We start from the raw sequence: 22200 nt of genomic DNA on the forward strand, positions 1-22200 counted from the left end.
TTCAGCCGCCCTTGCCCGCGTCAGCGGCGGACTGATCCTTGGCGGCCTTGCGGGCAGCGTCTTGCTCCTTGGTCAGCGCGACGACTTCGACGCCCGGCCGCACTTTCAGCAATCCTTCGACGATGACTCGCTCGCCCGGCTGCACGCCCTCCTGCACGATCCAACGATCGCGCCAGCTCTCCTGGATCTTCACCGGTCGCGGGCTCACTTTGTTGTCGTTGCCGACGACCCAGACCATCGGACCGGTCTGCGCAAACAATACGGCCGCTTTCGAGACGGCCAATGCGTCGGCGATGTGCACGCCGCTCAATTCAATGGCGAGATATTGGCCCGAGACCAGACAGCCGCTTTGGTTGGGGAACACGGCGCGTGCCCGGACGGTGCCGGTGCTGGTATTCACGAACGTATCGGCGAAATCGAGCTTGCCGGTGCTTTCGCAGGTCGAGCCGCGCACGATGCGCACGGGATACTGCGTTTGTTTGGTGTTCCGCTCGAGCAGTTCGCGAAGACGCAGCAGCTCAGCTTCAGCGATCGAGAATTCCACGTAAGCGGGGTCGGCCTGAATGACGGTGGTCAGTAAATCGCCGCCCGCCGTCGCCGCGCCATTCACGAGATTGCCGACGGTGACCGCCTCTTTACTCGCCACGCCCGTGACCGGCGAGCGCACCTCGGTGTAATCCAGATTCAACCGCGCGATCTTCTGCGCAGCTTCGGCGGCGGCCAGGCCCCCTTGGGCTCTTAGAAAAGCCGCCTCCGCCTGATCGTATTCGCGCTTGCTGACGGCGCCTTCAGCGACCAGCGCCTTGGCACGCTCATAGTCGCTCTTGGCCTGCGTGATCGCGGCCCGCTGCATTTGAACTTCCGCGCCGGCCTGCTCATGAGCGGCCCGATAGTTGTCGGGCTCGATGCGGAACAGGAGATCGCCCGCCTTCACCGGCTGACCTTCGCGATATTTGCGTTCGACGATCACGCCGCTGACACGTGCCCGCACTTCGACCACACGCGAACCCGCCACGCGCGCCGGGTACTCGAATGCCAGCGGCAAGTCGCTCCGTTGCACGGTTTCGACGATGACATCGGGCGCAGGTGGCGGCGCCGGCGCCTCTTTTGCACATCCGGCAAGCACGAAGGCGACAGACATGGCGCTGGCAAACGCCACGAAACGGGTCGATGGACGGGGCACGGAATCACCACAGGTATCAGGTTCATTAATTATACATACACGTTTGTATGTATATCAACCCACCGGTTAAGATCGGGGCTCAATCTGAGACGCCCGACACATTCATGGCTCGCAAGACCAAAGAAGACGCCGAAGCGACCCGCTCCTCCATCCTCGACGCGGCGGAGCTGTGCTTTCTGAAAAAAGGCGTCGCTCGCACGACCCTGGACGACAGCGCCGCGCAAGCGGGACATACCCGCGGCGCCGTCTATTGGCACTTCGCCAACAAGCTGGAAGTGTTCGAGGGGGTGATGGAGCGCGTCGAGAGCCCGTTCATCAGCCAGCTCGACAAGATCGCCTCGAGCAATGGCGATCAGCCGCTACAGGCGCTGCGACAATTCCACGTCACCGTGTTCGAGGAGCTCACTCACAACGCGCATACCCGTAACGCGGTGGAGATCTCCTATCTTCACTGTGAGCTCGCCGAAGAAACGCGCCCTATTCTGAGTCGAGAACAGCGCGGCGCCACGCAGTTTCACGAGCACATGAAAGAAGCATTCTCACATGCCAAGCGATTGAAACAGTTGCGCGCGGAGCTGGATCCTGCGGTCTGTGCGATGGCGCTTCGCTGTGCCATCAGCGGCCTGATCCGGGAATGGCTGCTCACTCCGCAGCTGATATCGCTGCAACGGGATGGCCTGGCAATGGTGGACACCTTGTTGAACAGTTTCGCCGTCGAGTCCCATTCCACGTCCCGCCGGAACGAGCCGCGAAAAGTGGCACACAGGGCGTGAGCAGCACCGGGATCAAACCGCCTCTCGGCGGCTTGATCCCGCGCTCATTCACTCCGTTCCCATCAGAGTATCGATCAAGAAACTCATCCGCAGCGCCATGAGCTCCGGGTTGCGCAAGGCGTCGCTGACGCCGTGGCCACCTTCTTCGTCCTCATAGAAATAAGCTGTCGCACCCGCATCCATCAAGCGATGCGCGAACTTGCGCGCATGACCCGGCCCGACCCGATTGTCCTCGGTCGAGATCGTGACGAGGATCGGAGGATACTTCGTTCCCTTGCGCACATTCTGGTACGGCGAGTACGCCAACATGGCCTTGGCTTCCGCAGGCACGTCAGGAGTACCGTATTCATTCATCCACGCCGCTCCCATGCCCATGTAGCGCATGCGGATCAAATCGGTCAGCGGAACATCGCTCACCACGGCATTGAACAGATCCGGCCGCTGCGTGACCAGCGTGGCAGTCAATAGACCGCCATTCGACTGACCAAAGATGCCGATGCGACCTTTCGCTGCGACGCCTGTCTTGATCAAATGTTCGGTGACGGCAATGAAGTCGTCGTACGAGTTCTGACGCCTCTCGCGGATCGCCGCCTCGTGCCAGGCCGAACCGCGTTCGCCGCCGCCGCGAATAGCGGGGATAGCGAGCGCGCCACCACGTTCCAGCCACAGCTTCAGCGCAGGACCGCCGACGACGTTGTTGAAATAGCCAGGCCTGAACGAAATCCCGAATGCGCCATAGCCCGTCATCAGCAGGGGCACCGGCTCTGCACGAGGTTTGCGCGCACGGAGCAGGAAATAGTCCACCGAAGTGCCATCCTTGGAAAGGGCTGATCCGATTTCGGTGGTGAAGCGCGTGGCATCGATCAACGACGGATCTTGAGCCAAGAGCTGGCGATCGCCGTTACTTCGCAAGAGGTATTGGCTGCGCGGTGTGACGAATCCATCGACGGCCGCCACTATTCCACGGCCATCGTGCGCCTCCGCACGCAACGATACCGAATCACCCGCGGCCAGGGTCATCACATCCTGCGCACTCCAGCGTCCTTGTTTGTCAGCACGCGCGGCGATCACGCGCTGGCGCAGATTGTGACTGACGACCAGATAAACATCATCGCCGTCGGCCGCCATTCCGCCAAACGCCGGATCCAGGAATTCTCCTTCGGCGGGCCTATAAACAGTCGAGACCCGCCGCGCCTCCGGAACACTCGCGTCAACGTCGTAAGCAACGACAGTCTCCGCACCGTATGATTTGCCCTCGATGACCGTGTCTTTCGCGAGTTGCACGATGAGATGCCGCTGGGTCGATGCGAGCGCAGCCATGGATTTCAACGACTGCGGCAATGCCAACGTCCGCCGCTGGCCCTGGCCGTCGATCAGCGAGATCTCGAACGTCGAGTAGTCGATCGCGCGATTGACGACTCCCTGTGTCCGGGCTCCCGAGCCCGTCGTGGAGATCTGGATGATCGCATCCGACGGCTTGCCCTGATACACGATGCGAGCCGATGCCAGCGGCTGTCCTCGTTTCCAAAGGCGGAAGGCCGCCGGCCATCCTGCCTGCGTCTTGGGGGAGTCCCCCAGCGTGTGCCCGACCAGCAGCTGGTCGGCGCTCATCCACTCCGCAAAGGCGCGCGACTTGCCGACGCGAAATCCTCCCGTGACGAAGTCGCCTTTGCTCAGGTCGAACTCACGAATTTCCACCTCATCGCCGCCGCCCGGCGATAGCCGGAGCAAGCACCGCGCATACTGCGGAGCCAGGCAGGACGACCCGAGTTGGTAAGCCTGCAACTCGAACGGAATACCTTCGCGTTCGCGTAGCGCGGCCACATTCAGCACAGTCTTCCATGTGCCTGCGCCGCCTTTCGCATCACGGGGCGCAGTTTGCAACAGTCCGTAGGGATGAGCGGCATCACGGTAGAAACGAACCATCCGCTCGCCCAATGGGAACTGATCGGCCTCGGCGGGCGCCCCAGCGAGCGTCGTCTTCAGCTCCTGGGCAACGGCTGCGTGCGAGGGAAACGCGCTCAGCCGAGTGCGCGACTGCGCGGTGGCTTCGCGTGCCCACGTCAAGGCTCGTTCGCTATGAGGTTCCTCCAACCATTGAAGGTCGTCGCCAGTCTGCGCCGAGACACCGTTGATTTGCGTCACCAACGCGAGACCGCACAAGGTCGTGCGTAAGATCTTTCTCATGTCACATCCTCGAATTTTGTTAGTACTCGTAGCGAACCAGCACCCCGAAGGTGCGCGGCTGGGGGCGGTTGGCGGGGCCGTAGCGCAGGAACTTGCCGCTACCATCGAACTCGGTGGGGCCGCGCGCGTTGATGGCACCATCCTCATTGGTGAGGTTGTTGCCGTAGAGATAAATTGCCCAGCCCTGCATCGACTCCAGCCCCACGCGCAGGCTGGCCAATGTGATGGGATCGCCAGGAGAGCCGGCGGTCAGCGACGTCTCACGTCTGGAGTCATGGTTGATGTTGCCGTTGACCGTACCGCGCAGGCTCTCGCCGATGTCCCATCCATACGACGCCGATGCGTGCAGACTCGTCTTGGGAACGTTGTAGACGGGCGTGCCCTTCTGCAACGGCGTACCGGGCACATCCTCCGAATACGTCGCATCGATGTAACTGCCACCGAGTTGCAGCGTCAGCGCCCGACTCGGCGTGTAGGTGACACTCAGCTCCACGCCATCATTGGTAGTGCCATCTGAGTTGGTCAGGCCGTTGATCTGCGGCGTGATGGGGACGCGCACCGCCACGTCCTTCCAATCGCTATGGAACACGGCGCCTTCGAACAGCAGTGTGTCCTCGATCAGCACCGACTTCAGGCCCAGCTCATAGGTCCAGATCGAGTCCGCATCGATGGCGACCGGCAGCTCGACCCCGAACTGTTGACCGAGCAGGATGGAGCTGATCGGCTGCAGCTGCCCGGAACGGAAGCCACGCGCGGCCGAAGCATACAAAGTCGCCTTCGCAGAGGGTTTGTATGAAAGGCTCACGCGTGGATTCCAGCTATCGAACTTTGCGTTCAACGTCGACGCGGGTCCGCCCGCGGCGCTATCGACGGCATCCACTTTGTCTTCGAAGTATCGAATGCCGACGCCGATCGCCCATGCCGGATCGGGCAACTTGAGTGTGGCTTCGCCGAACGCGGCATAGGCTTCGTTGGTCTGGCGCGATTTACTGTTGAGCCCCAGCGCCGGCACATCGATCGCGTCGATGCGCTCTGCATCGCGAAGGTAGTAGCCGACCGTCCAGTCGAGCCGACGCTCGCCGGTCGAGGCGAGTCGCAGCTCGTGCGTGCGCACGCCGATCTCGATATCACCGCGATAGGACAGGCCTGGCGCGAGATCGCCTTGATTCCCCATCTCGATGTTGCCATCCGAGAAGGTGTAGACCAGCTGCGAGCCGGCAAAGTCATACGTGGAGCTGAGGCTGGCCGAGTCCCATTCATTCTCGCCCGCCAGGAAGGATATTTCGGTGAGATCGTCGTAAGAGCTGTTCTGGGAAGAATCGGTTTCGGAGCGATATTTCCAGTAGGACAGGTCCATGCTCCAGCGATCGGTGGGCGCGAAGCGCAGCTTGGACCGCCAGGTGCGGATGTCATTCTCGTTGAGGTTCTTCTCACCTGTTGCGGCGTTGGTGATCCATCCCGGCGTGCTTTCATCGGTCGCCACCACGCGCAGCGCCAGTCGATCGTCGATCAACGGCACATTCACATAGCCTTTGGCTCCCCAGCCATCGCCGCCGTCGCTGACGGTCGACGTATCCAGCTCCACGCCGGCGCCGAACTCATTGAACACGGGCTTGCGAGTGAGAATGCGCACAGTGCCGCCCATGGAACCTTCGCCGAACAATGTCCCCTGCGGGCCCTTCAGGATCTCGATGCGCTCGAGGTCGAAGGAGCGCGTATCGGGATACCACGGCACCGTGACACCGGTGAACGGCGTTTCATCCACATAGTAGCCGTTGTCATTGCCGCCCAACGAGCTCGACACGCCGCGAATCTGCACTTGTGTGAAGCCACCGCCGTTGTCGATCGACGTTGCACCAGGTGTGGTATTGATAACGTCGACGACATTACGCAGCCCCATGGCCTCGATCTGGTCGCCGGTCACTGCATTCATGGCGATCGGAACATCCAGTTGTCGCTCATCGCGTTTGCGTGCAGTCACGATGATGGTGCCGAGCACGGCGGGCTCTTCAGCCGTGGCAGTCTCGGCTGCGCCGACTTGCTGTACATGGGTTGCGGGTACAGCCAGCACAACCGCGAGCATCGCGGACTGGAGTCGATCGGAGGAAACAAGCATACAAAGCTCCCCGTTGCGTCAGTGTGATGTTCTGTGTCACATGACGAACCAGCAGCCGAAAATTGAAATGCTGTTTGCGATCAGTAGCGGTACTGGAGCTCGATAGCTACGCTGCGGGGATGGAGGCGCGTGGCGCGCCCGAACGTCGTGCGTCCATCGACCGCGCCAGCTTCGTCGGTCAGGTTGTCTCCTTGCAGATACCACCCCCATCCGCTCGGCGACTCCAGACCCAAGCGGAGATTCAGTTCAGCGATGGCGTCCCCGCCACTGCTGACCACCAGTCCCGTTTGCCGGCGAGAGTGATACCGGGCACTGGCAGCGACACTCGCCGTCATATCGCTCAAGCGCCAGCCATAGCTCATCGTGCCCGACAAGCTCAGCGGCGGAACGTTATAAACTGGCGTGCCCTCGTGAAGCGGCGTACCAGGAACATCGGCGGCGTAGCGTGCATCCACATATGTCGCGCTCAGACCCAAGTCCAGATTGCCTAGTGGCGTGTAACGCAGGTCCAGCTCAGTCCCTCGAATTCGAGCGCCGCCGGAATTGGTCAGCGCATTGATTGTGTCGTCGATCGGTACGCGCACTGGCAAGTCGTGCCAGCGACTATAAAAAGCGGCCCACTGCATGCGCACCCGTCCCTCCGCCAGGACTTGCTTGAGGCCCAATTCATAGGACACCAATGTGTCCGGCGAGAGCGTGGCGGGCACTTCCATGCCCACTCGCTGGGCGCGCACCAACGAGGCGACAGGTTGCATCTGGCCCGAGCGGAACCCGGTCGCAACGCTGGCATATAACAATCGTTGCGAGGACACCTGCCGGCTGACGCTGAACCGTGGGATGAGGCGATGAAAGCTCGTATCCATCCGCCTGCTCATTTGTTCGGAGGTCCCCTGCGCAACCACGTCCTCGGTGAAATAGCGCAAGCCGGCAGCGACGGACCACGGCCCGCCTGGCCGGACGGTGACTTCACCGAACGCTGCGTTGGCCTGGTTGGATTGGGTTCCCTCGGAGCGCACCTCGTTGACTCGCAAATTCTCCGATCGACTCGCCCTGCGATGTGCAAACCCCAGCAGCCAGTCCCAGCGACTGCCGTGCGTGGAAGCCCAGCGCAGCTCGGTGTTCTCCGTCTCGATATTCAGCGATCCGTCCAGTGACGACGCGGGATCCAGATCGCCGACCATGGCATCGGTCATCTGCGCCTCGGAGTGAACCAGGCTGAGCCGCGAGGCGATCAGGTCGTAATGGGTAGCTAACATCGAACTCCGCCACTGCACGCGCGTATCGAGGAACCCGAGTGACTGCAAATTGTCGTTCGCACCGTAGTCGCCGCCGTGAGCCGTCGTCGTCGAGCTCGCAAAACTCACATCGGTCATCCAGCGATCGCTCGCCGACCAGCGCGCCCGGACGCGCTCAGTCTCGATGCGTTGTTCGTTAACGTCGCGATCGCCCTCAGGAACATCGATCCATCCGGGCAGCGCCTCACGCGTCGCCACCACGCGCAGCGCCAGGCGATCCGGCACCAAAGGCGCGTTGATCATGAGCTTGCCCGAGCCACCCTGCTCGCCGCCTTCGGTCGCCGTGGCTGTCAGGGCCGCGTGGGCGCCGAAACGATTGAGCTCAGGCGCGTGAGTGAAGATCCGCACCGTGCCGCCCATCGAGCCTTCACCGAACAGCGTGCCCTGCGGACCTTTCAAGACTTCGACGCGATCCAGATCGAAAGCGCGCGTCTCTGGATGCCATGGAACTGTGACTCCGGAGAACGGCACATCGTCGAAGTAGTAACCGTTGTCGTTGCCCGCGAGCGAGCTCGATATGCCACGAATCTGCACTTGGGTGAAGCTGCTGCCCGCATCCACTGCGCTCACTCCAGGCATGAGGTGGAGCGCTTCAGTGGCATTCGTGGTACCGAGCTTTTCGAGATCTGCGGCGTCGGCGATTGACACCGCGATGGGCACCTCGATCCATCGCTCATCTCGACGCCGTGCCGACACGACGACCGTCGCCAAGGTGTTCACTGGTGGCGCTGCGAGCTCATGTTCGGACGCAGCCGTTGCACGCCTCGGCCGCTCGGCCGCCGTGACGCTCACCACGCCATCACGCCGGAGCTCGAAACGATATCCGCTGCCAGCAAGCAGTCTTCGAAGCGCGGCTTCGACCGTCATCACGCCGCTGACTTCACCGCTGCGAGTAGCTCGATCCAGATCTCCGACGGCCGCCAGCTGCAAGCCTGCTTGCTGAGCGAGTGCGAGCAACGCTTCGTCCAGGGGTTGGGAGGGAATGCGGAAGGCCATGCGCGACGACTCGGCCTTCGCGGCCAGGAAGCCCAGCGCTATGAGTAGCGCACACAAAGAGCCGCAGGCTCTATTCAATCGACGCTCACCTCCGTACTGTTCTGAGCAGGATCCCGAGTCAACAATACTTCATTCGCGCTGCGCTTGATGCGCGTCCCTGACGCCCGCGCCAACCCGTCCAACCATTGATCGATCGCCGCAAGCTCCCATCGGCCAGTCACTTTCAGCTGGCCCAGCTTGGGATCGTCGAGGCGCACCGGCACGCGCGAATAACGATTCAGATCGGCGATCACATTCGCCAGCGATTCGCCTTGATAGATCACCACACCTTCGCGCCACGCGGTGGTAAGGTCCGTGTTGACGTTGCGTGGTGCCTGCAACCCCGCTTCGTCCGAGAATGTCACAAGCTGTCCAGCGATGGCATCGAACGCACGCGTGGCGCCGCTCTGCTCGTGCTCCTGGCTGACCCGAACTCGTCCCTCGACTACCGTCACAGCCACGGCACGATCAGCTCGATGACTTACTGTAAAGCGCGTGCCTAGCGCCCGACCTTGTATGTTCCCGGCGGCCACGACGAACGGACGCTCCGGTGCGTGCGCTACGGAGAAGAATGCCTGCCCGGCGCGCAGTTCGACATCGCGTCTTCGCTCGTTGTAACGAACGAGGACTTCCGTAGCGGCATCCAACTCGACAATAGAGCCATCTTGCAATGTGACTTGCCGTCGCTCGCCGATCTGGGTCGCGAGCACTTGTACATCGGCCTCTCGCGTGTGCTTCGAGACAACGAACCAGGCAACGGCGACGACAAGAAAGCTTGCCGCGATCCCCGCCACGAATCGCTTCGACCAGCGAAAGCCGCGGCGTCCACGGGGCGCGCTTTGGCGAGAAAGACGATTGCTTCTCTCTCGCGCATTCAGCACAGCGGCCGAGTCCAGCTTGGAGGCAGCATCCCACAATGCGCTCACATCGTCGAAGGCTGCCGAGTTCTGAGGTGATGCCTGCATCCATTGACCCCACGCGTCGAGCTCGGCCTCCGTGCAGGCATCATCCTGCAGGCGCATCAGCCACTCGCTGGCTTCCTGCAGCACCACATGTCGCCGCTCTGGGGCATTGCTATTCATCCGTGTCCTCTCCTACCGAGATGCCATCCAGTCGTTCCTGGCAATAGGCCAAGGCACGTGCCACATGAATGCGAACCATGCGTTCGGTGAGGTTCAAGCGCACCGCCGCTTCGGCGAAGCTCAATTGCTCCACCCGGACCAAACGAAACGCTTCGGCACAATTGAAGGGCAACTCCGCAAGCAAGGAGGGCAGTCGATCCACTGCCTGCGCGGCCCTCGCCGACCGCTCGGGACTGGCGCCCGGATCGGGCCACAGTCCGAGATCGTCGGGGGTTGGCTGCTCAGTATAGGCACGACGGCGCAGCAGGTCGGTCGCCAGATTCTGGGCGATCCGAAACAGATAGGCACGGTGAAAGCTCACCGCCGAATCGCTGCCTAAATTCAGCAACTTGGCGTAGGCCTCTTGCGCGATCTCACGCGCATCCTCGTACGACCCCAGCCGGGACTGCAGCATGCGTATCAACGCCCGGTTGAACTCACGCATCAGCTGCTCGGCCGACGAGCGCTGCGATGGCCCCCCGGTCTCCGGGTCCGGAGGAAGCTGCGGATCTTGATCGTACTTGCGCATTTACGGCTTAGACGAACGAGAGGCCTGAAATTGAAATGGGCCAAAGCTCATTCGGAAAGAGCTGGAACCGCAGCTGATCTCCAGCTACGAACTGGCGAGCATGTTCCCGTGCACCTGCTCAAGCAGGCTCATCGACTGATCGCGCGGGAAGGTTGCGGCACCAGCGGCCTATGGTAGCAGTCTGCGGACGAGAACCAATTCGCGCCGCTTACGATCACGGAGTCACATTCTTCGACACAGCACAGAGCTACGGCTAGGACGGTGCATGGTTACACTACATCGATCTCTACTCAACACCGCATCGACCCGAACGTGCCTATTGAGGACGTCGCCGGGGCCGTGCAGGACCTGATCAAGGAAGGCAAAGTTCGTCATTCGGGTTGTCTGAAGTGGGAGCCGCGACCATTCGCCGCGCGCACGCGGTGCAACCGATCACGGCGGTATCGAATGAATATTCCGTGTGGAGCCGAGACCCCGAAGCTGGTGCGCCGGGATTCAGCTCAGCGCCTCACTGGCGCGACGGAGGGGAGTTCAAGGCGAGATACCAGCGTATCGACGTTCTCGTCAACAACGCTGGCGGGTGTTGAGTCCGGACGGATTCGAGCTGAGCTTCGCACTGAATCACCTGGCGCACTTTCAGCTGACGACGTCCCTGCTCGACCTCGTTCGCAGGACGCCCTCGGCGCGAGGTGCCGGGATGGCGTGCTTACGCCACCTCGAAGCTTGCAAACAACTGTTCACCAAGGAACTCCAGCGTCGCCTCGAGCAGGACTCCAGTGCCACGGCGAATTGCTTCGAGCCAGGAGCACAATCATTCGCGGTTGCGTTTGCCATCCTGGGCGCTGCGCGATAGCCCATCCAGCACATCACGCACTTTTGCGGCCAGATCCGCAAACGTGAAAGGTTTGGTGATTAGCTGGACGCCCTTATCCAGACGTCCGTGATGGAAGATTGCATTGCGCGCGTAGCCGGTCGTGAATAGAACTTTGATCTCAGGGCGCAGTGCTTGCACCTGGGCCGCCAATTGCGCGCCCGTCAGGCCTCCGGGCAACACTACGTCGGTAAACAGCAGGTCGATGTTCCCGGCGCTCTCCAACAACCGAAGTGCCGACGGGCCGTCCGCCGCTTCGACAACTCGGTAGCCGAGATCACGTAGCGCATCGACAGAATAGGCTCTTACCGCCTCTTCGTCCTCAACAACGAGCACGGTTTCCTGCGATGAGCCCTCAGGAATGGGCACCGCCGCCGGGACATCGCTCTCCGCGCCCGCAGCTTCGAAGCGGGGCAGATAAATCTTCACGGTCGTTCCTTGCCCCACTTCGGAATAGATCTTGACGTGTCCGCCCGACTGCTTCACGAAGCCGTAGACCTGACTCAAACCGAGCCCCGTGCCCTGCCCGACAGGTTTGGTTGTAAAGAAGGGCTCGAAGGCCCGCTTCATGATCTCGGGTTCCATGCCCACTCCCGTATCGGACACGCAGATCAGCACATACTGACCCGGCGTGACTTCGGCATGCGAAATCGCGTACGCCTCATCGATGTAGGCGTTCGTCGTTTCGATGGTGAGTCGGCCGCCCTGAGGCATCGCATCCCGTGCGTTGACTGCGAGATTGAGGATCGCAGATTCGAGAGCGTTGGGATCGGCCTCGATTTTCCAAAGCCCCGCGGCACGCACTGTTTCCACGGCGACCGTCTCGCCGAGTGAGCGGTTCAGCAAGTCTGCCATGCCGCCCACGAGCGAATTGACGTCGACAGGTTTTGGATCGAGCGGCTGGCGCCGGGAGAAAGCGAGCAACCGCTGAGTGAGCGAAGCCGCTTGATGCGCGCCATTCAGTGCATGTTCGACGGATCGCTGCAGCCGACCTGCATCGGCCGGCACGAGACGACGGATAACGTCCAGGTTGCCAACGATCACTTGCAGAATATTGTTGAAGTCATGGGCCACGCCGCCGGTGAGCTGTCCGACGGCCTCCATCTTTTGCGCTTGTCGCACCATTTCTTCGGTAGCTCGCAACTGCTCCGTGCGCTCGGCGATTTCCCGCTCGAGGTTCGCATTGAGATCGCGCAGCGCCTCCTGAGCCCGCGTGCGTTTGGCAATTTCTGCTTGAGCCGCACGGGTCAGATAGACATTGTCGATGGCAACCGCGGCTTCTGCAGCGAGCCCGGCGAGGCCGCGCTCGGATCGTTCCGTAAAGACGCCGACGGTAGCGTGGCCGAAGAACAAGCCGCCAAGCACGGTTCCGTCGCGACCGACGACGGGCACGGCCAGATAGCTACGAACAGGCAAGTGTCCTTCCGGCATTCCTTTGTGAGGCGCGTTTTTTCCGTAGCGTGGGTCCTGCGTAATGTCATCGGAGCGGACGATGCCCTCACCGCTGAAGGTGGGCGCGAAAACCTGCGTGTTCCGCGGCATGGGGAATCGCGCAAACGCTTCGGCGGGAACCCCCGACAGGGTATAGAGCATGTAGCTCTCGCCGCGCTCGTTGAGGACGTTGTAGAAAAACGCGCCGAACTGAGCGCCGGTAAGTTCGACTCCTGCATCGGTCACCATCTGAACGAGGCGCTGCAGATCGGTTTCGCGGCCGAGAGACACGCCGACCCGATTGAGTATCTCGAGCGCGCGACGATCCTCGCGAACCTGTTCTTCAGCTGCTCGCTGCCGCGTGCGGTCGCGGAGAATTTTGACGAATCCTACGATCGCGCTCTGTTCTCGAATGGGCCGGAGCTCGCCCGCTGCCCAGAACTGGCTGCCATCTTTGCGAACGCGCCAGCTCTCCTCTCCTCCACCGTGTCCGTGCTCGATGGCATCTGCTATTTCACGTTTGAGCTGCGAGGCACCGGAGGGGAAGATACGTTCGAGCGTCTGTCCCCGCATTTCCGCGTCCGTCCAGCCGAGAATACGGCTCGCGCCCGCGTTCCAACTGGTGACCCGTCCGTCGGGGTCGATACTGATGATGGCCGTATCCAGTGCGCTATCGACGATCTGTCGCCATTGCGACGCTGAAATGGCATCGGGATTGCCATCGTGAACATTTTGCATACTTCTTGTTACCGTAGCAGGCACCTGAGATAGCCCCTTCACAGGCTACAGAGTACGTGACGCTATTCGCGTCGGCCAGCACACGGACCTCAGCGAGTCATGCGAATCCTTTCACGCATGCATCGCCTCAGATGCAGAAGCAGTTTCCACCGGACCGATCGCCCCGCACTCCTCGAGAATCGATAATAGTTCGGCGGAGCCGAAAGATTTTGTGATCAGGGGTACGCGAAACTCGCGTGCGATCGCTTCCATTCTAGCGTCGGCGCTCGATGCGAGAGCGACAATGCAGAGCTCAGGATACGTTTGCCGTAAGACACGCATGATGTGATCCGGCCCCATGCGCTCGTGCGGTTCGGTGGCATTCCCCGCACAAGCCAAGTCGATGATCACGGCACGAGGCATCTGCGTTCTCGAGGCTTTCATCACATCGACCAGCCTGGCCATGGCGCGCGTCTGCAAGCCGCGTGCGGCAAGGGCCTCACTGAGCCGTATCGCTCTCGAAGATTCCCTCTCGACCAGGAAAATTGACCGTTGCGACAGGCTCGTCTGAGAATCCATGGTGCGCTCCCGCTATATTCGCCGGTCGGCGACCGCGAGTATCAATAACCCTCACCGCCGATTCTCGGTTCCGTTCCGCCTGGTCCGCTCGCCGCGATGCTGGTCCAAGCTTTCCTCTTTAACATTTGATGCAGTCTTTTGATCGCCGCAATCGACCTGCATGTCGGAGAGATCCTCGATGTGCGTGGGAAGTGGCGATTCCCTCGAAAAATCCAGGAACTGATTGCGCACGCGAACGTAGATCTCACACTCAAGTGAAGGAGATGCAAATGCAGAATCTAATTGTAAGAGCCGTCGCTATCGGTGTGCTCGCTGGAACGCCGCTCCTGTTGTCGGCTCAACAGGCTCGGGACGACATCAACCAGGCTGCCAACCAAGCCGATCGAGAGGATCACGGCGAATGGGGCTGGCTTGGCCTGCTGGGACTGGCGGGGCTGCTCGGTTTGAAGCGCAGGGATCGTGACGTCCACGTGACTCACGCAGACCGCGCCACAGCCAGGTAGAGTCGGCAATGCCGGGTGCTCACACATGAAACGGGGCGCGATTGCGCGCCCCACCAATATTCGAGTGACACTCCGGGCTCAGGCCGTGCTCCGATGCAGCTTGTTCGCGAAATCCTCCCTCGTCAGCGCTCGATTGATCCCGAACGCCGCTCGCGTTCCCTCCGCTGCCGCGACGATAGCCAATTGTACGTCGCGCGTGATATTACCGGCGGCATAAACACCAGGAACGCTGGTTGCAGAGTACTGACCACACTCGATACCACCATGACTTCCATACTGACAGCCGATCGCCCGCGACAGCACGGACTGTTCAATGGAGGACGTGTCGAAAAACAGCGCATCACAGGCCAGCGTATCCCCGTCTCGAAACACGATCTGCTTTAATTCACCATGGCGTCCTTCGAGCTTCGCGACCGGCGCCGTCCGCACTTGAATGTCATTGCGCTGTAACTGCCGCTGAGCAGCTGACGACAACGCGCCGCCGTCCGTGCATAAGACAATGTCCGGCGTCCAGGCAGTCATCGCCCTCGCCATCTCGAGGCCTTTCTTGCCCCGGCCGTAAACCGCGATCGCACGGTCGCGAAACTCCCAGCCATGACAGTACGGACATTGGAATGCGCTCACGCCGAAGAATTTCTCGATTCCAGGCACTGAAGGAAGACGGTCGAGTACGCCGGTCGCCAGAAGCAACTTCCGGGTAAGCACGGGTGAACCTCGCGCCAACGTCACCTTAAAGCCGGCGCCACTCTTCAGTTGAGTGGCCCCGACAACCACCTGGGCACGAAACTTCACTTGCGGATAGCGTGCGAGCTCCGCGTGGGCCAGAGAGCGGAATTCCCGAGGATCAATGCCATCTCGCGTGATGAATCCGTGCATACGCTTGGATGCCCAGTTGCGCGGCGTCCCTTTGTCACAGATGAGCACCTTACGGCGTGCACGCCCGAGGACGAGCGCCGCACTCAAGCCCGCCGGGCCCGCGCCGACGACAACAACATCCCAATTCTCCGTCTTGCTCACTAGTAAGGCTCCGGGGAGGAAGCAAGGTATCAGCCTGCCTTCCCAGCACAACGCGCAGTGAATGCGAAGTGTTCGAGTGTGGGAGCAATTGCGCTTCGCCGTGTAGGCCGGAAAGGCCACTCACGAATCGCAATGAAGTCACCGAGCTCTGAGCCGCATCAGCTCGCACATCGCTCAGAGCCACCACTTTAGATTCCACGCCCATACCTCCTGCCACCTTCGCAACCTCGCCGCACGAGGCGCGGATCGAAGAACGCCTTGGGAATCCAGCCCGGTCAACCGGGATGAACCTATCCTGCATTTGACTAGTCCGACGATAAGAACCGTCGCTACCGAATGCAATCTGTCGCAGCCACTCTCGCGCCAAACGAATACTTCAAAGACAACCATTCGCAACAGGTTAATTTGCATCTACACGACACTTTCTCTTTACCCGCAGACGCTTGGCTCATCTAATAATCGATATCGATCTAACATTAAACATTCGATTCAAGCGCGATGCGAGGACGAGAAGCGATGGCCACGGAAATCCTGTGCGGGACGAAGTCGATAACCATCGCCCCTGCTCGTTATGTTCTTCTGCCGATAGCACAATGGATGACAGGCTACACGGTGAAGGAGATGGAGAGAAAGATCGAGCGCGGCGATTGGCAAGAAGGAAAGGTCTGGAGACGAGCGCCGGATGGACACATCTGCATAGACATCGTTGGATACGAGAAGTGGATTGAAGGGTGATGAGTATCCTGGCGCCAAATATTGCCAGCCCGCCCCACCCTGCGCACTTGAGCACAGCCATCAGAATTTACCGGAGCACGCCAATGGGCAGAAAATCTCTAAGTGGCGGTGTACAAGCGAAAGAGCGCGACCGCATTGAGTTCACTTTCGTCTTCAACAACAAGCGATATCGTCCAACATTGCAGCGGACGCCAACAGAAGCCAACCTGCGTCCAGCTCGAGAACAACTCAAGGATATCAAGAGACGCATCGACGCTGGCACCTTCACTTTCATCGAAGAGTTTCCAGATTACAAATTCCGAGACCAGGTCGAGGCCAGCTCCGCGGAAGACTCTATACGAACGTGTAAACAAGTCTTCGACGCGTTCATCGCTCACTGCGACATGCTAGTAGAGATGAACGATCTCGCCTTTTCGACAGTCGATGGTTATCGAAAGATTCTGGACTCAGTTTGGAAAGCAGCGATCGGAGACGATGTATTCGAGGAGATCACCTACTCCCAGCTGGCCGCCATCGCGGCAGCTCACACGCGGAACAAAAAGACATACAACAACGTCGTCAGCGTTCTGCGATGTGCCTTCGAGTTTGGATACAAAGATCATCGCCCTCCGGTCGACCCGTTCACTATCGACGAAGGAGAAACGATCATTGCCGCCTCTCATGCAGAGTTCGGAGCGGCACATGGCAACTATGAAGAGTTCCGCTTTTTCACCGGCCTCCGCCAGTCAGAGCAGATCGCGCTGACTGCCCACGACTGCGACATGAAGAAGGGGACGATCAACATCACCAAGGCAGTCGTACGCAGCCGCGAGAAAGATCGCACCAAGACGGGAGAGGATCGCGAGATCGCACTCTGCGCGCGTGCCCTGGAGGTTCTAAGGCGGCAACTGGAGCTGCGGGAAGCGCTGGTAAGAGCGGGCAGGATTCAGCACGACCTCGTCTTCTTCCAGGAAGACGGCGCACCGATTCTCAACGTATGACCGTCGGCGCTATGTGACGGAGTCAAGGCGGATTCGCTACCGCGAACCCTACAACGCGCGCCACTCATACGTCAGCTGGCGCTTGATGATCGGCGAGAACGTGTTGCTCGTGGCACAGGAGGATGGTCACAGCGTGCAGACGATGCTGAGCACGTATGCCGCCTGGACGAGGAACGCATCAAGCGCGCGATGGAACGATCGCCAGAACCGAGCGATGGGTTACGTCCCCTCGGGTCCCCGGAATTTGCCACTAGAGGATGGCTGGGGACGGCTTAGCTGGCGCAAGTATTTGCCAACCAAAGAGATATCTAACAAAGGAACTGGCGGAGCGGACGGGACTCGAACCCGCGACCCCCGGCGTGACAGGCCGGTATTCTAACCAGCTGAACTACCGCTCCAGCCGCTAGAACCATTGTTAGAACTTCGAACCCTTGCGGGCGCAACTCTTGTCACTGAGTTGGTGGGTGCTGAGGGGATCGAACCCCCGACATTCGCTGTGTAAGAGCGACGCTCTACCGCTGAGCTAAGCACCCGTTTGTACTGATCAGTACTCGCGTAACCCGCTCAATCAGAACCCTGGCGAGCGAGAGGTTGTTTAGACCCCCCGTTTCGAAGGCGCGCTAATTTACAGCATCCTTCAGCGCCTTACCAGCTTTGAATCCAGGAACTTTGCTGGCAGGAATCTGGATGGCTTCGTTGGTGCGCGGATTACGTCCGGTGCGGGCCGCACGAGCCTTCACGACGAACGTGCCGAAACCCAGCAGCGACACGGAGTCGCCCGCCTTCAGCGCGCCAGTGACGGCATCGAAAACCGCATCGACGGCACGCGTTGCTTCGGCCTTCTGGAGGCCCGTCTTGCTGCTCACGGCGTCGATCAGTTCCGCTTTGTTCATATCCGGTTTCCTTCTTGTAGAAAGCCCTCGCTCCAGACGAGTACGTCAGGAACGGGGGCGCGTTATAGCAGCGGGCGGCGGAGAAAGGAAGCGCCGCGCCGCGATGAGTGTCGGGGGATTTGAGACGGAGCGCAGGAGAAACCGGGCTGGAATCGCGAAATTTGCCGCGATTCCCGGCCCGGTGTCGGACCCGTCAATGCGCTCTGACCTGCTTGTTGGCGCGCTTGGCAATGCGCCGCTGACGCGGCTTGTCATTGCCACGCGACGGCTCTGGAGCGGCTGTGGTCGGCGCAGGCATGTGTTTGAGTGCTACTTGCAACACCTCATCGATCCACTTCACCGGCTTGATCTCCAGGTTGTCCTTGATGTTCTGGGGGATCTCCGCCAGGTCCTTGGTGTTGTCGTCCGGGATCAATACCGTGCGAATGCCGCCGCGGTGCGCGGCGAGTAATTTTTCCTTGAGTCCGCCGATCGGCAGCACCTGTCCGCGCAAAGTGATTTCGCCGGTCATGGCGACATCCGAGCGCACCGGCACCTTGGTGAGCGCCGAGACCAGCGCCGTGCACATGCCGATACCGGCGCTCGGGCCGTCCTTCGGCGTCGCGCCTTCGGGCACGTGAATGTGTACATCGACCTTCTGGTAGAAGTCCGGGTCGAGGCCGAGCACAGCCGCACGGCTGCGCACGACCGTCATGGCGGCCTGGATGGACTCCTGCATCACCTCGCCGAGCTGGCCGGTGTGCGTGAGCTTGCCCTTGCCGGCCACGATCGCGGATTCGATGGTGAGCAGCTCGCCGCCCACTTCGGTCCACGCGAGGCCGGTGACCTGGCCGATGTGATCCTGCTCCTCGGCACGGCCGTAACGGAAGCGACGCACGCCGAGATACTTTGACAGATTCTTCGGCGTGATCGAGATCTGGTTCGGCTCGCCCTTGGTGAGCAGCTGCTTCACCGACTTGCGACACAGCTTCGACACTTCGCGCTCGAGGTTACGAACGCCGGCCTCGCGCGTGTAGTAACGAATGATGTCGATGATGGTGCTCTCGGAGACCTTCAGCTCGTTCTCCTTCAAGCCGTTCTGTTTCATCTGCTTCGGCAGCAGGTAGCGCTGCGCGATGGCGGCCTTCTCGTCTTCGGTGTAACCGGGCAGACGAATGACTTCCATACGATCCAGCAGCGGCGCCGGAATGTTCAGGCTGTTCGCGGTACACACGAACATGACTTCCGACAGATCGAAGTCCACTTCCAGATAGTGATCGGCGAACGTCGAGTTCTGCTCGGGGTCGAGCACTTCGAGCAGCGCCGAGGACGGATCGCCACGGAAGTCCATGGCCATCTTGTCGATCTCGTCCAGCAGGAACAGCGGATTGTGCACGCCGGTCTTGACCATGTTCTGGATGATCTTGCCGGGCATGGAGCCGATGTATGTGCGGCGGTGACCGCGAATCTCAGCCTCATCGCGCACGCCACCGAGCGACATACGCACGAACTTACGATTGGTGGAACGCGCGATCGACTGACCGAGCGACGTCTTACCCACGCCCGGCGGGCCGACCAGACACAGGATCGGGCCCTTCAGCGTCTTCACCCGCTGCTGGACGGCGAGGTACTCGACGATGCGCTCCTTCACCTTCTCGAGGCCGTAGTGATCCTCGTCGAGCACTTTCTCGGCGAGGTTGATGTCGTTGTGGACCTTGGTCTTCTTTTTCCAAGGCGCCTTCACCAGCCAGTCGACGTAGTTGCGCACGACGGTGGCTTCGGCGGACATAGGCGACATGAGCTTCAGCTTGTTCAGCTCGCTCATCGCCTTATCGCGCGCTTCCTTCGGCATGCCGGCCTTCTGGATGCGCTGCTCGAGCTCGGCGAGCTCGTTCGGCGCATCCTCGATTTCGCCCAGCTCCTTCTGAATGGCCTTCATCTGCTCATTCAGATAGTACTCGCGCTGGCTCTTCTCCATCTGCTGCTTGACGCGGCCACGGATGCGCTTCTCGATCTGCAGGACATCCATCTCGCCTTCGATCAGCGCGAGGATGTGCTCGAGACGCTTGCGCACGTCCTGGATCTCCAGAACCTTCTGCTTGGCGTCGAGCTTCAGCGACATGTGCGCGGCCACGTTGTCCGCGAGGCGGCCCGGCTGTTCGATACCTGCAAGCGCGGTGAGCACTTCAGGCGGCACCTTGCGGTTGAGCTTCACGTACTGCTCGAACTGCGAAGTGACCGAGCGGGCGAGCACGTCCATCTCGCGCTCATCGTAATTCTCGATGTCCTTGAACGGGCTGGTATCGGCGGAGAAGTACTGGCCGGTGACCAGCTTCTCGATCTTGGCGCGCTCGGCGCCTTCGACCAGCACCTTCACTGTGCCGTCGGGCAGTTTCAACAACTGCAGAATGGTCGCGACCGTGCCGAGGCGGTACAGGTCCTGCGCGCTCGGATCGTCGACATCGGCCTGTTTCTGCGCGACCAGCAGGATCTGCTTGCCGGAGCGCATCGCTTGATCGAGGGCGAGGATGGATTTCTCCCGGCCTACGAACAGCGGGATCACCATATGCGGATAGACAACGACATCGCGCAACGGCAGGACGGGCAGTGCCGCCGCGGGAGTCTTGTCGGATTCGGGAGCGTCAGGGGTATCGGTGCTCACGCGCTGTACTCTTGTGGTGAGCGCCGGCACGAATCACCGGCGCCGCGAAAAAGAAGATCTGTTCGGACCGAAAATACCGGAAGCAACGCGGCCCTGCTAGTTCTGTGCCACGCAAATGCGCTCGGGTTTTCCGATGTATGGAAAAACTGTGAGGCGGTGCGTGTCGCGACGAACGCGAATTACAGGGTTGGGCCTATTGAACTACCAAAGGCGCTGGCCCGGGAAGGAACCCACCGCCTCAGCAATGAAGCGGTGGGTGGTGCTTTCTTAGTGGTCGCTGCCTGTCGGACGGCGCTCTTCAACCGCCGCGAGGCGGCCGTCGTCGGCGTTACCGTACAGGACATACGGCTTGCTCTCTCCGAGGATGACCTGCTCGTCGACCACGACTTTTTGCACGTTACGCAGCGACGGCAATTCATACATGGTTTCGAGCAGCACATTCTCGAGGATGGTGCGCAAGCCGCGCGCACCCGTCTTACGCTGCATGGCCTTCTTCGCCACGGCCTTGAGCGCATCGGTGCGGAACTCCAGCTCCACGCCTTCCATGTCGAACAGCTTGCGATACTGCTTGCTGAGCGCGTTCTTGGGCTCGAGCAGGATCGACACCAGCGCCGCTTCATCCAGCTCATCGAGCGTCGCCACGACCGGCAGACGACCGACGAATTCCGGAATCAGGCCGAACTTGATCAGATCCTCCGGCTCCACATCGTGGAACACGTCGGAGCCATGCGGACGCTCGCTGGTCTGACGCACGTCGGCGGTGAAGCCGATGCCCGTCTTCTGCGTGCGGTTCATGATGATCTTTTCGAGGCCGGCGAAAGCGCCACCGCAGATGAACAGGATGTTGCTCGTGTCCACCTGCAGGAATTCCTGCTGGGGATGTTTGCGACCGCCCTGCGGCGGCACCGAGGCGATGGTGCCTTCGATGAGCTTCAACAGCGCCTGCTGCACGCCCTCGCCCGACACGTCGCGCGTGATGGACGGGTTATCGGACTTGCGCGAGATCTTGTCGATTTCGTCGATGTAGACGATACCGGTCTGCGCCTTCTCGACGTCGTAGTCGCACTTCTGCAGCAGTTTCTGAATGATGTTCTCGACGTCCTCGCCCACGTAACCGGCTTCGGTCAGCGTCGTGGCGTCGGCAATCGTGAACGGAACGTTCAACAGACGAGCCAGCGTCTCGGCCAGCAGCGTCTTGCCGCAGCCGGTCGGGCCGATCAGCAGGATGTTGCTCTTGGCGAGCTCGACTTCGTCTTTGGCCCGTGCTTCCGAGGTCTTGGTCTGCAGTCGCTTGTAGTGATTGTAAACAGCCACCGACAACACCTTTTTGGCGCGCGGCTGACCGATCACATACTCGTCGAGGACCTTCTTGATCTCGTGGGGGCGCGGGAGTTTGTCTCGCGTGCGCTCGGCGCGTTCTTCGAGCTCTTCACGAATGATGTCGTTACAGAGCTCCACGCACTCGTCGCAGACGAACACCGACGGACCGGCGATCAGCTTGCGTACTTCGTGTTGGCTTTTGCCGCAGAACGAACAGTACAGAAGCTTGCCGTCGTCGTGTTTGCCGCGGGAATCGTCGGACATGCATTACCCT

Annotated in this window: 16 protein-coding genes, 2 tRNA genes and 1 pseudogene; 5 read left to right on the top strand and 14 right to left on the bottom strand. The window is 60.7% G+C overall.

Features of this window, described 5'->3' with window-relative positions; genetic code table 11:
- Position 1: 1 nt before the first annotated feature.
- Positions 2 to 1183 (bottom strand): efflux RND transporter periplasmic adaptor subunit, encoded by a 1182-nt coding sequence (locus tag ACFPN2_RS34115; protein WP_380605117.1) that lies wholly within the window; start codon positions 1181 to 1183, stop codon positions 2 to 4.
- A 104-nt stretch (positions 1184 to 1287) separates the two neighbouring features.
- On the opposite strand from ACFPN2_RS34115, the gene ACFPN2_RS34120 reads away from it, so the two are divergent.
- A complete protein-coding gene (locus tag ACFPN2_RS34120) occupies positions 1288 to 1956 on the top strand; it encodes a TetR family transcriptional regulator (RefSeq protein WP_380605119.1) in 669 nt (222 codons plus the stop codon).
- 48 nt (positions 1957 to 2004) lie between these two features.
- Here the strand turns inward: ACFPN2_RS34120 and ACFPN2_RS34125 are convergent, their stop codons facing one another.
- From ACFPN2_RS34125 to ACFPN2_RS34145, 5 genes are all read right to left on the bottom strand, one after another.
- Positions 2005 to 4143 carry a prolyl oligopeptidase family serine peptidase gene (locus ACFPN2_RS34125; protein ID WP_380605121.1) on the bottom strand — a complete coding sequence of 713 codons (2139 nt, stop codon included), beginning with the start codon at positions 4141 to 4143 and terminating at the stop codon, positions 2005 to 2007.
- Between the two features lie 19 nt (positions 4144 to 4162).
- A complete protein-coding gene (locus tag ACFPN2_RS34130) occupies positions 4163 to 6259 on the bottom strand; it encodes a TonB-dependent receptor (RefSeq protein ID WP_380605123.1) in 2097 nt (698 codons plus the stop codon).
- A gap of 80 nt (positions 6260 to 6339) precedes the next feature.
- Positions 6340 to 8628, bottom strand: a complete 2289-nt coding sequence (locus tag ACFPN2_RS34135) for a TonB-dependent receptor (protein WP_380605125.1) — start codon at positions 8626 to 8628, stop codon at positions 6340 to 6342.
- Positions 8625 to 9671: a FecR family protein gene (locus tag ACFPN2_RS34140; protein ID WP_380605127.1), complete on the bottom strand. Its 1047-nt coding sequence runs from the start codon at positions 9669 to 9671 to the stop codon at positions 8625 to 8627. The genes ACFPN2_RS34135 and ACFPN2_RS34140 overlap by 4 nt, the downstream gene beginning before the upstream one ends.
- A complete protein-coding gene (locus ACFPN2_RS34145) occupies positions 9664 to 10239 on the bottom strand; it encodes an RNA polymerase sigma factor (protein WP_380605129.1) in 576 nt (191 codons plus the stop codon). Before ACFPN2_RS34145 ends, ACFPN2_RS34140 begins: the two co-directional genes overlap by 8 nt.
- 291 nt (positions 10240 to 10530) lie before the next feature.
- Between ACFPN2_RS34145 and ACFPN2_RS34150 the strand changes: the two are divergent.
- Positions 10531 to 10718, top strand: a pseudogene (locus ACFPN2_RS34150) (aldo/keto reductase); the annotation flags it as partial.
- Between the two features lie 332 nt (positions 10719 to 11050).
- On the opposite strand, the gene ACFPN2_RS34155 reads toward ACFPN2_RS34150, so the two are convergent.
- On the bottom strand, positions 11051 to 13279 hold the full coding sequence (locus ACFPN2_RS34155) for an ATP-binding protein (protein WP_380605131.1): 2229 nt from the start codon (positions 13277 to 13279) through the stop codon (positions 11051 to 11053).
- A 111-nt stretch (positions 13280 to 13390) separates the two neighbouring features.
- A complete protein-coding gene (locus tag ACFPN2_RS34160; RefSeq protein ID WP_380605133.1) occupies positions 13391 to 13837 on the bottom strand; it encodes a response regulator in 447 nt (148 codons plus the stop codon).
- Between the two features lie 269 nt (positions 13838 to 14106).
- Here ACFPN2_RS34160 and ACFPN2_RS34165 point away from each other — a divergent pair, with 269 nt between their 5' ends.
- Positions 14107 to 14340: a WGxxGxxG family protein gene (locus ACFPN2_RS34165; RefSeq protein WP_380605135.1), complete on the top strand. Its 234-nt coding sequence runs from the start codon at positions 14107 to 14109 to the stop codon at positions 14338 to 14340.
- A 78-nt stretch (positions 14341 to 14418) separates the two neighbouring features.
- Here the strand turns inward: ACFPN2_RS34165 and ACFPN2_RS34170 are convergent, their stop codons facing one another.
- Positions 14419 to 15477 carry an NAD(P)/FAD-dependent oxidoreductase gene (locus ACFPN2_RS34170; protein WP_380605137.1) on the bottom strand — a complete coding sequence of 353 codons (1059 nt, stop codon included), beginning with the start codon at positions 15475 to 15477 and terminating at the stop codon, positions 14419 to 14421.
- Positions 15478 to 15873: 396 nt separating this feature from the next.
- On the opposite strand from ACFPN2_RS34170, the gene ACFPN2_RS34175 reads away from it, so the two are divergent.
- The gene (locus ACFPN2_RS34175) at positions 15874 to 16092 is read left to right on the top strand and encodes an excisionase (protein WP_380605138.1); all 219 of its coding nucleotides are present in this window, start codon (positions 15874 to 15876) and stop codon (positions 16090 to 16092) included.
- 83 nt (positions 16093 to 16175) lie between these two features.
- Complete coding sequence (locus tag ACFPN2_RS34180) at positions 16176 to 17072, top strand: Arm DNA-binding domain-containing protein (RefSeq protein WP_380605140.1); 897 nt, start codon at positions 16176 to 16178, stop codon at positions 17070 to 17072.
- 321 nt (positions 17073 to 17393) lie between these two features.
- On the opposite strand, the gene ACFPN2_RS34185 is transcribed toward ACFPN2_RS34180, so the two are convergent.
- The 5 genes from ACFPN2_RS34185 to clpX form a co-directional block, all read right to left on the bottom strand.
- Positions 17394 to 17470 (bottom strand) — tRNA-Asp (locus tag ACFPN2_RS34185).
- 60 nt (positions 17471 to 17530) lie between these two features.
- Positions 17531 to 17605, bottom strand: a tRNA-Val gene (locus tag ACFPN2_RS34190).
- 87 nt (positions 17606 to 17692) lie between these two features.
- Positions 17693 to 17965, bottom strand: a complete 273-nt coding sequence (locus ACFPN2_RS34195) for an HU family DNA-binding protein (RefSeq protein WP_129778417.1) — start codon at positions 17963 to 17965, stop codon at positions 17693 to 17695.
- A gap of 193 nt (positions 17966 to 18158) precedes the next feature.
- Positions 18159 to 20606, bottom strand: coding sequence for an endopeptidase La (gene lon / locus ACFPN2_RS34200; RefSeq protein ID WP_380605143.1), 2448 nt, complete (start codon positions 20604 to 20606; stop codon positions 18159 to 18161).
- Between the two features lie 267 nt (positions 20607 to 20873).
- A complete protein-coding gene (gene clpX / locus ACFPN2_RS34205; RefSeq protein ID WP_116811091.1) occupies positions 20874 to 22190 on the bottom strand; it encodes an ATP-dependent Clp protease ATP-binding subunit ClpX in 1317 nt (438 codons plus the stop codon).
- Between the last annotated feature and the right edge of the window lie 10 nt (positions 22191 to 22200).

This window comes from Steroidobacter flavus (assembly GCF_042651805.1).
Lineage (GTDB): Bacteria > Pseudomonadota > Gammaproteobacteria > Steroidobacterales > Steroidobacteraceae > Steroidobacter > Steroidobacter flavus.

What these genes read in the sequence shown, in the direction of transcription:
- clpX (WP_116811091.1), bottom strand. Translation starts at nt 22,190, where the DNA reads ATGTCCGACGATTCCCGCGGCAAACACGACGACGGCAAGCTTCTGTAC.
- ACFPN2_RS34180 (WP_380605140.1), top strand. Translation starts at nt 16,176, where the DNA reads ATGGGCAGAAAATCTCTAAGTGGCGGTGTACAAGCGAAAGAGCGCGAC.
- ACFPN2_RS34120 (WP_380605119.1), top strand. Translation starts at nt 1,288, where the DNA reads ATGGCTCGCAAGACCAAAGAAGACGCCGAAGCGACCCGCTCCTCCATC.
- ACFPN2_RS34195 (WP_129778417.1), bottom strand. Translation starts at nt 17,965, where the DNA reads ATGAACAAAGCGGAACTGATCGACGCCGTGAGCAGCAAGACGGGCCTC.
- ACFPN2_RS34130 (WP_380605123.1), bottom strand. Translation starts at nt 6,259, where the DNA reads ATGCTTGTTTCCTCCGATCGACTCCAGTCCGCGATGCTCGCGGTTGTG.
- ACFPN2_RS34165 (WP_380605135.1), top strand. Translation starts at nt 14,107, where the DNA reads ATGCAGAATCTAATTGTAAGAGCCGTCGCTATCGGTGTGCTCGCTGGA.
- ACFPN2_RS34175 (WP_380605138.1), top strand. Translation starts at nt 15,874, where the DNA reads ATGGCCACGGAAATCCTGTGCGGGACGAAGTCGATAACCATCGCCCCT.
- ACFPN2_RS34145 (WP_380605129.1), bottom strand. Translation starts at nt 10,239, where the DNA reads ATGCGCAAGTACGATCAAGATCCGCAGCTTCCTCCGGACCCGGAGACC.
- ACFPN2_RS34125 (WP_380605121.1), bottom strand. Translation starts at nt 4,143, where the DNA reads ATGAGAAAGATCTTACGCACGACCTTGTGCGGTCTCGCGTTGGTGACG.
- ACFPN2_RS34155 (WP_380605131.1), bottom strand. Translation starts at nt 13,279, where the DNA reads ATGCAAAATGTTCACGATGGCAATCCCGATGCCATTTCAGCGTCGCAA.
- ACFPN2_RS34140 (WP_380605127.1), bottom strand. Translation starts at nt 9,671, where the DNA reads ATGAATAGCAATGCCCCAGAGCGGCGACATGTGGTGCTGCAGGAAGCC.
- ACFPN2_RS34160 (WP_380605133.1), bottom strand. Translation starts at nt 13,837, where the DNA reads ATGGATTCTCAGACGAGCCTGTCGCAACGGTCAATTTTCCTGGTCGAG.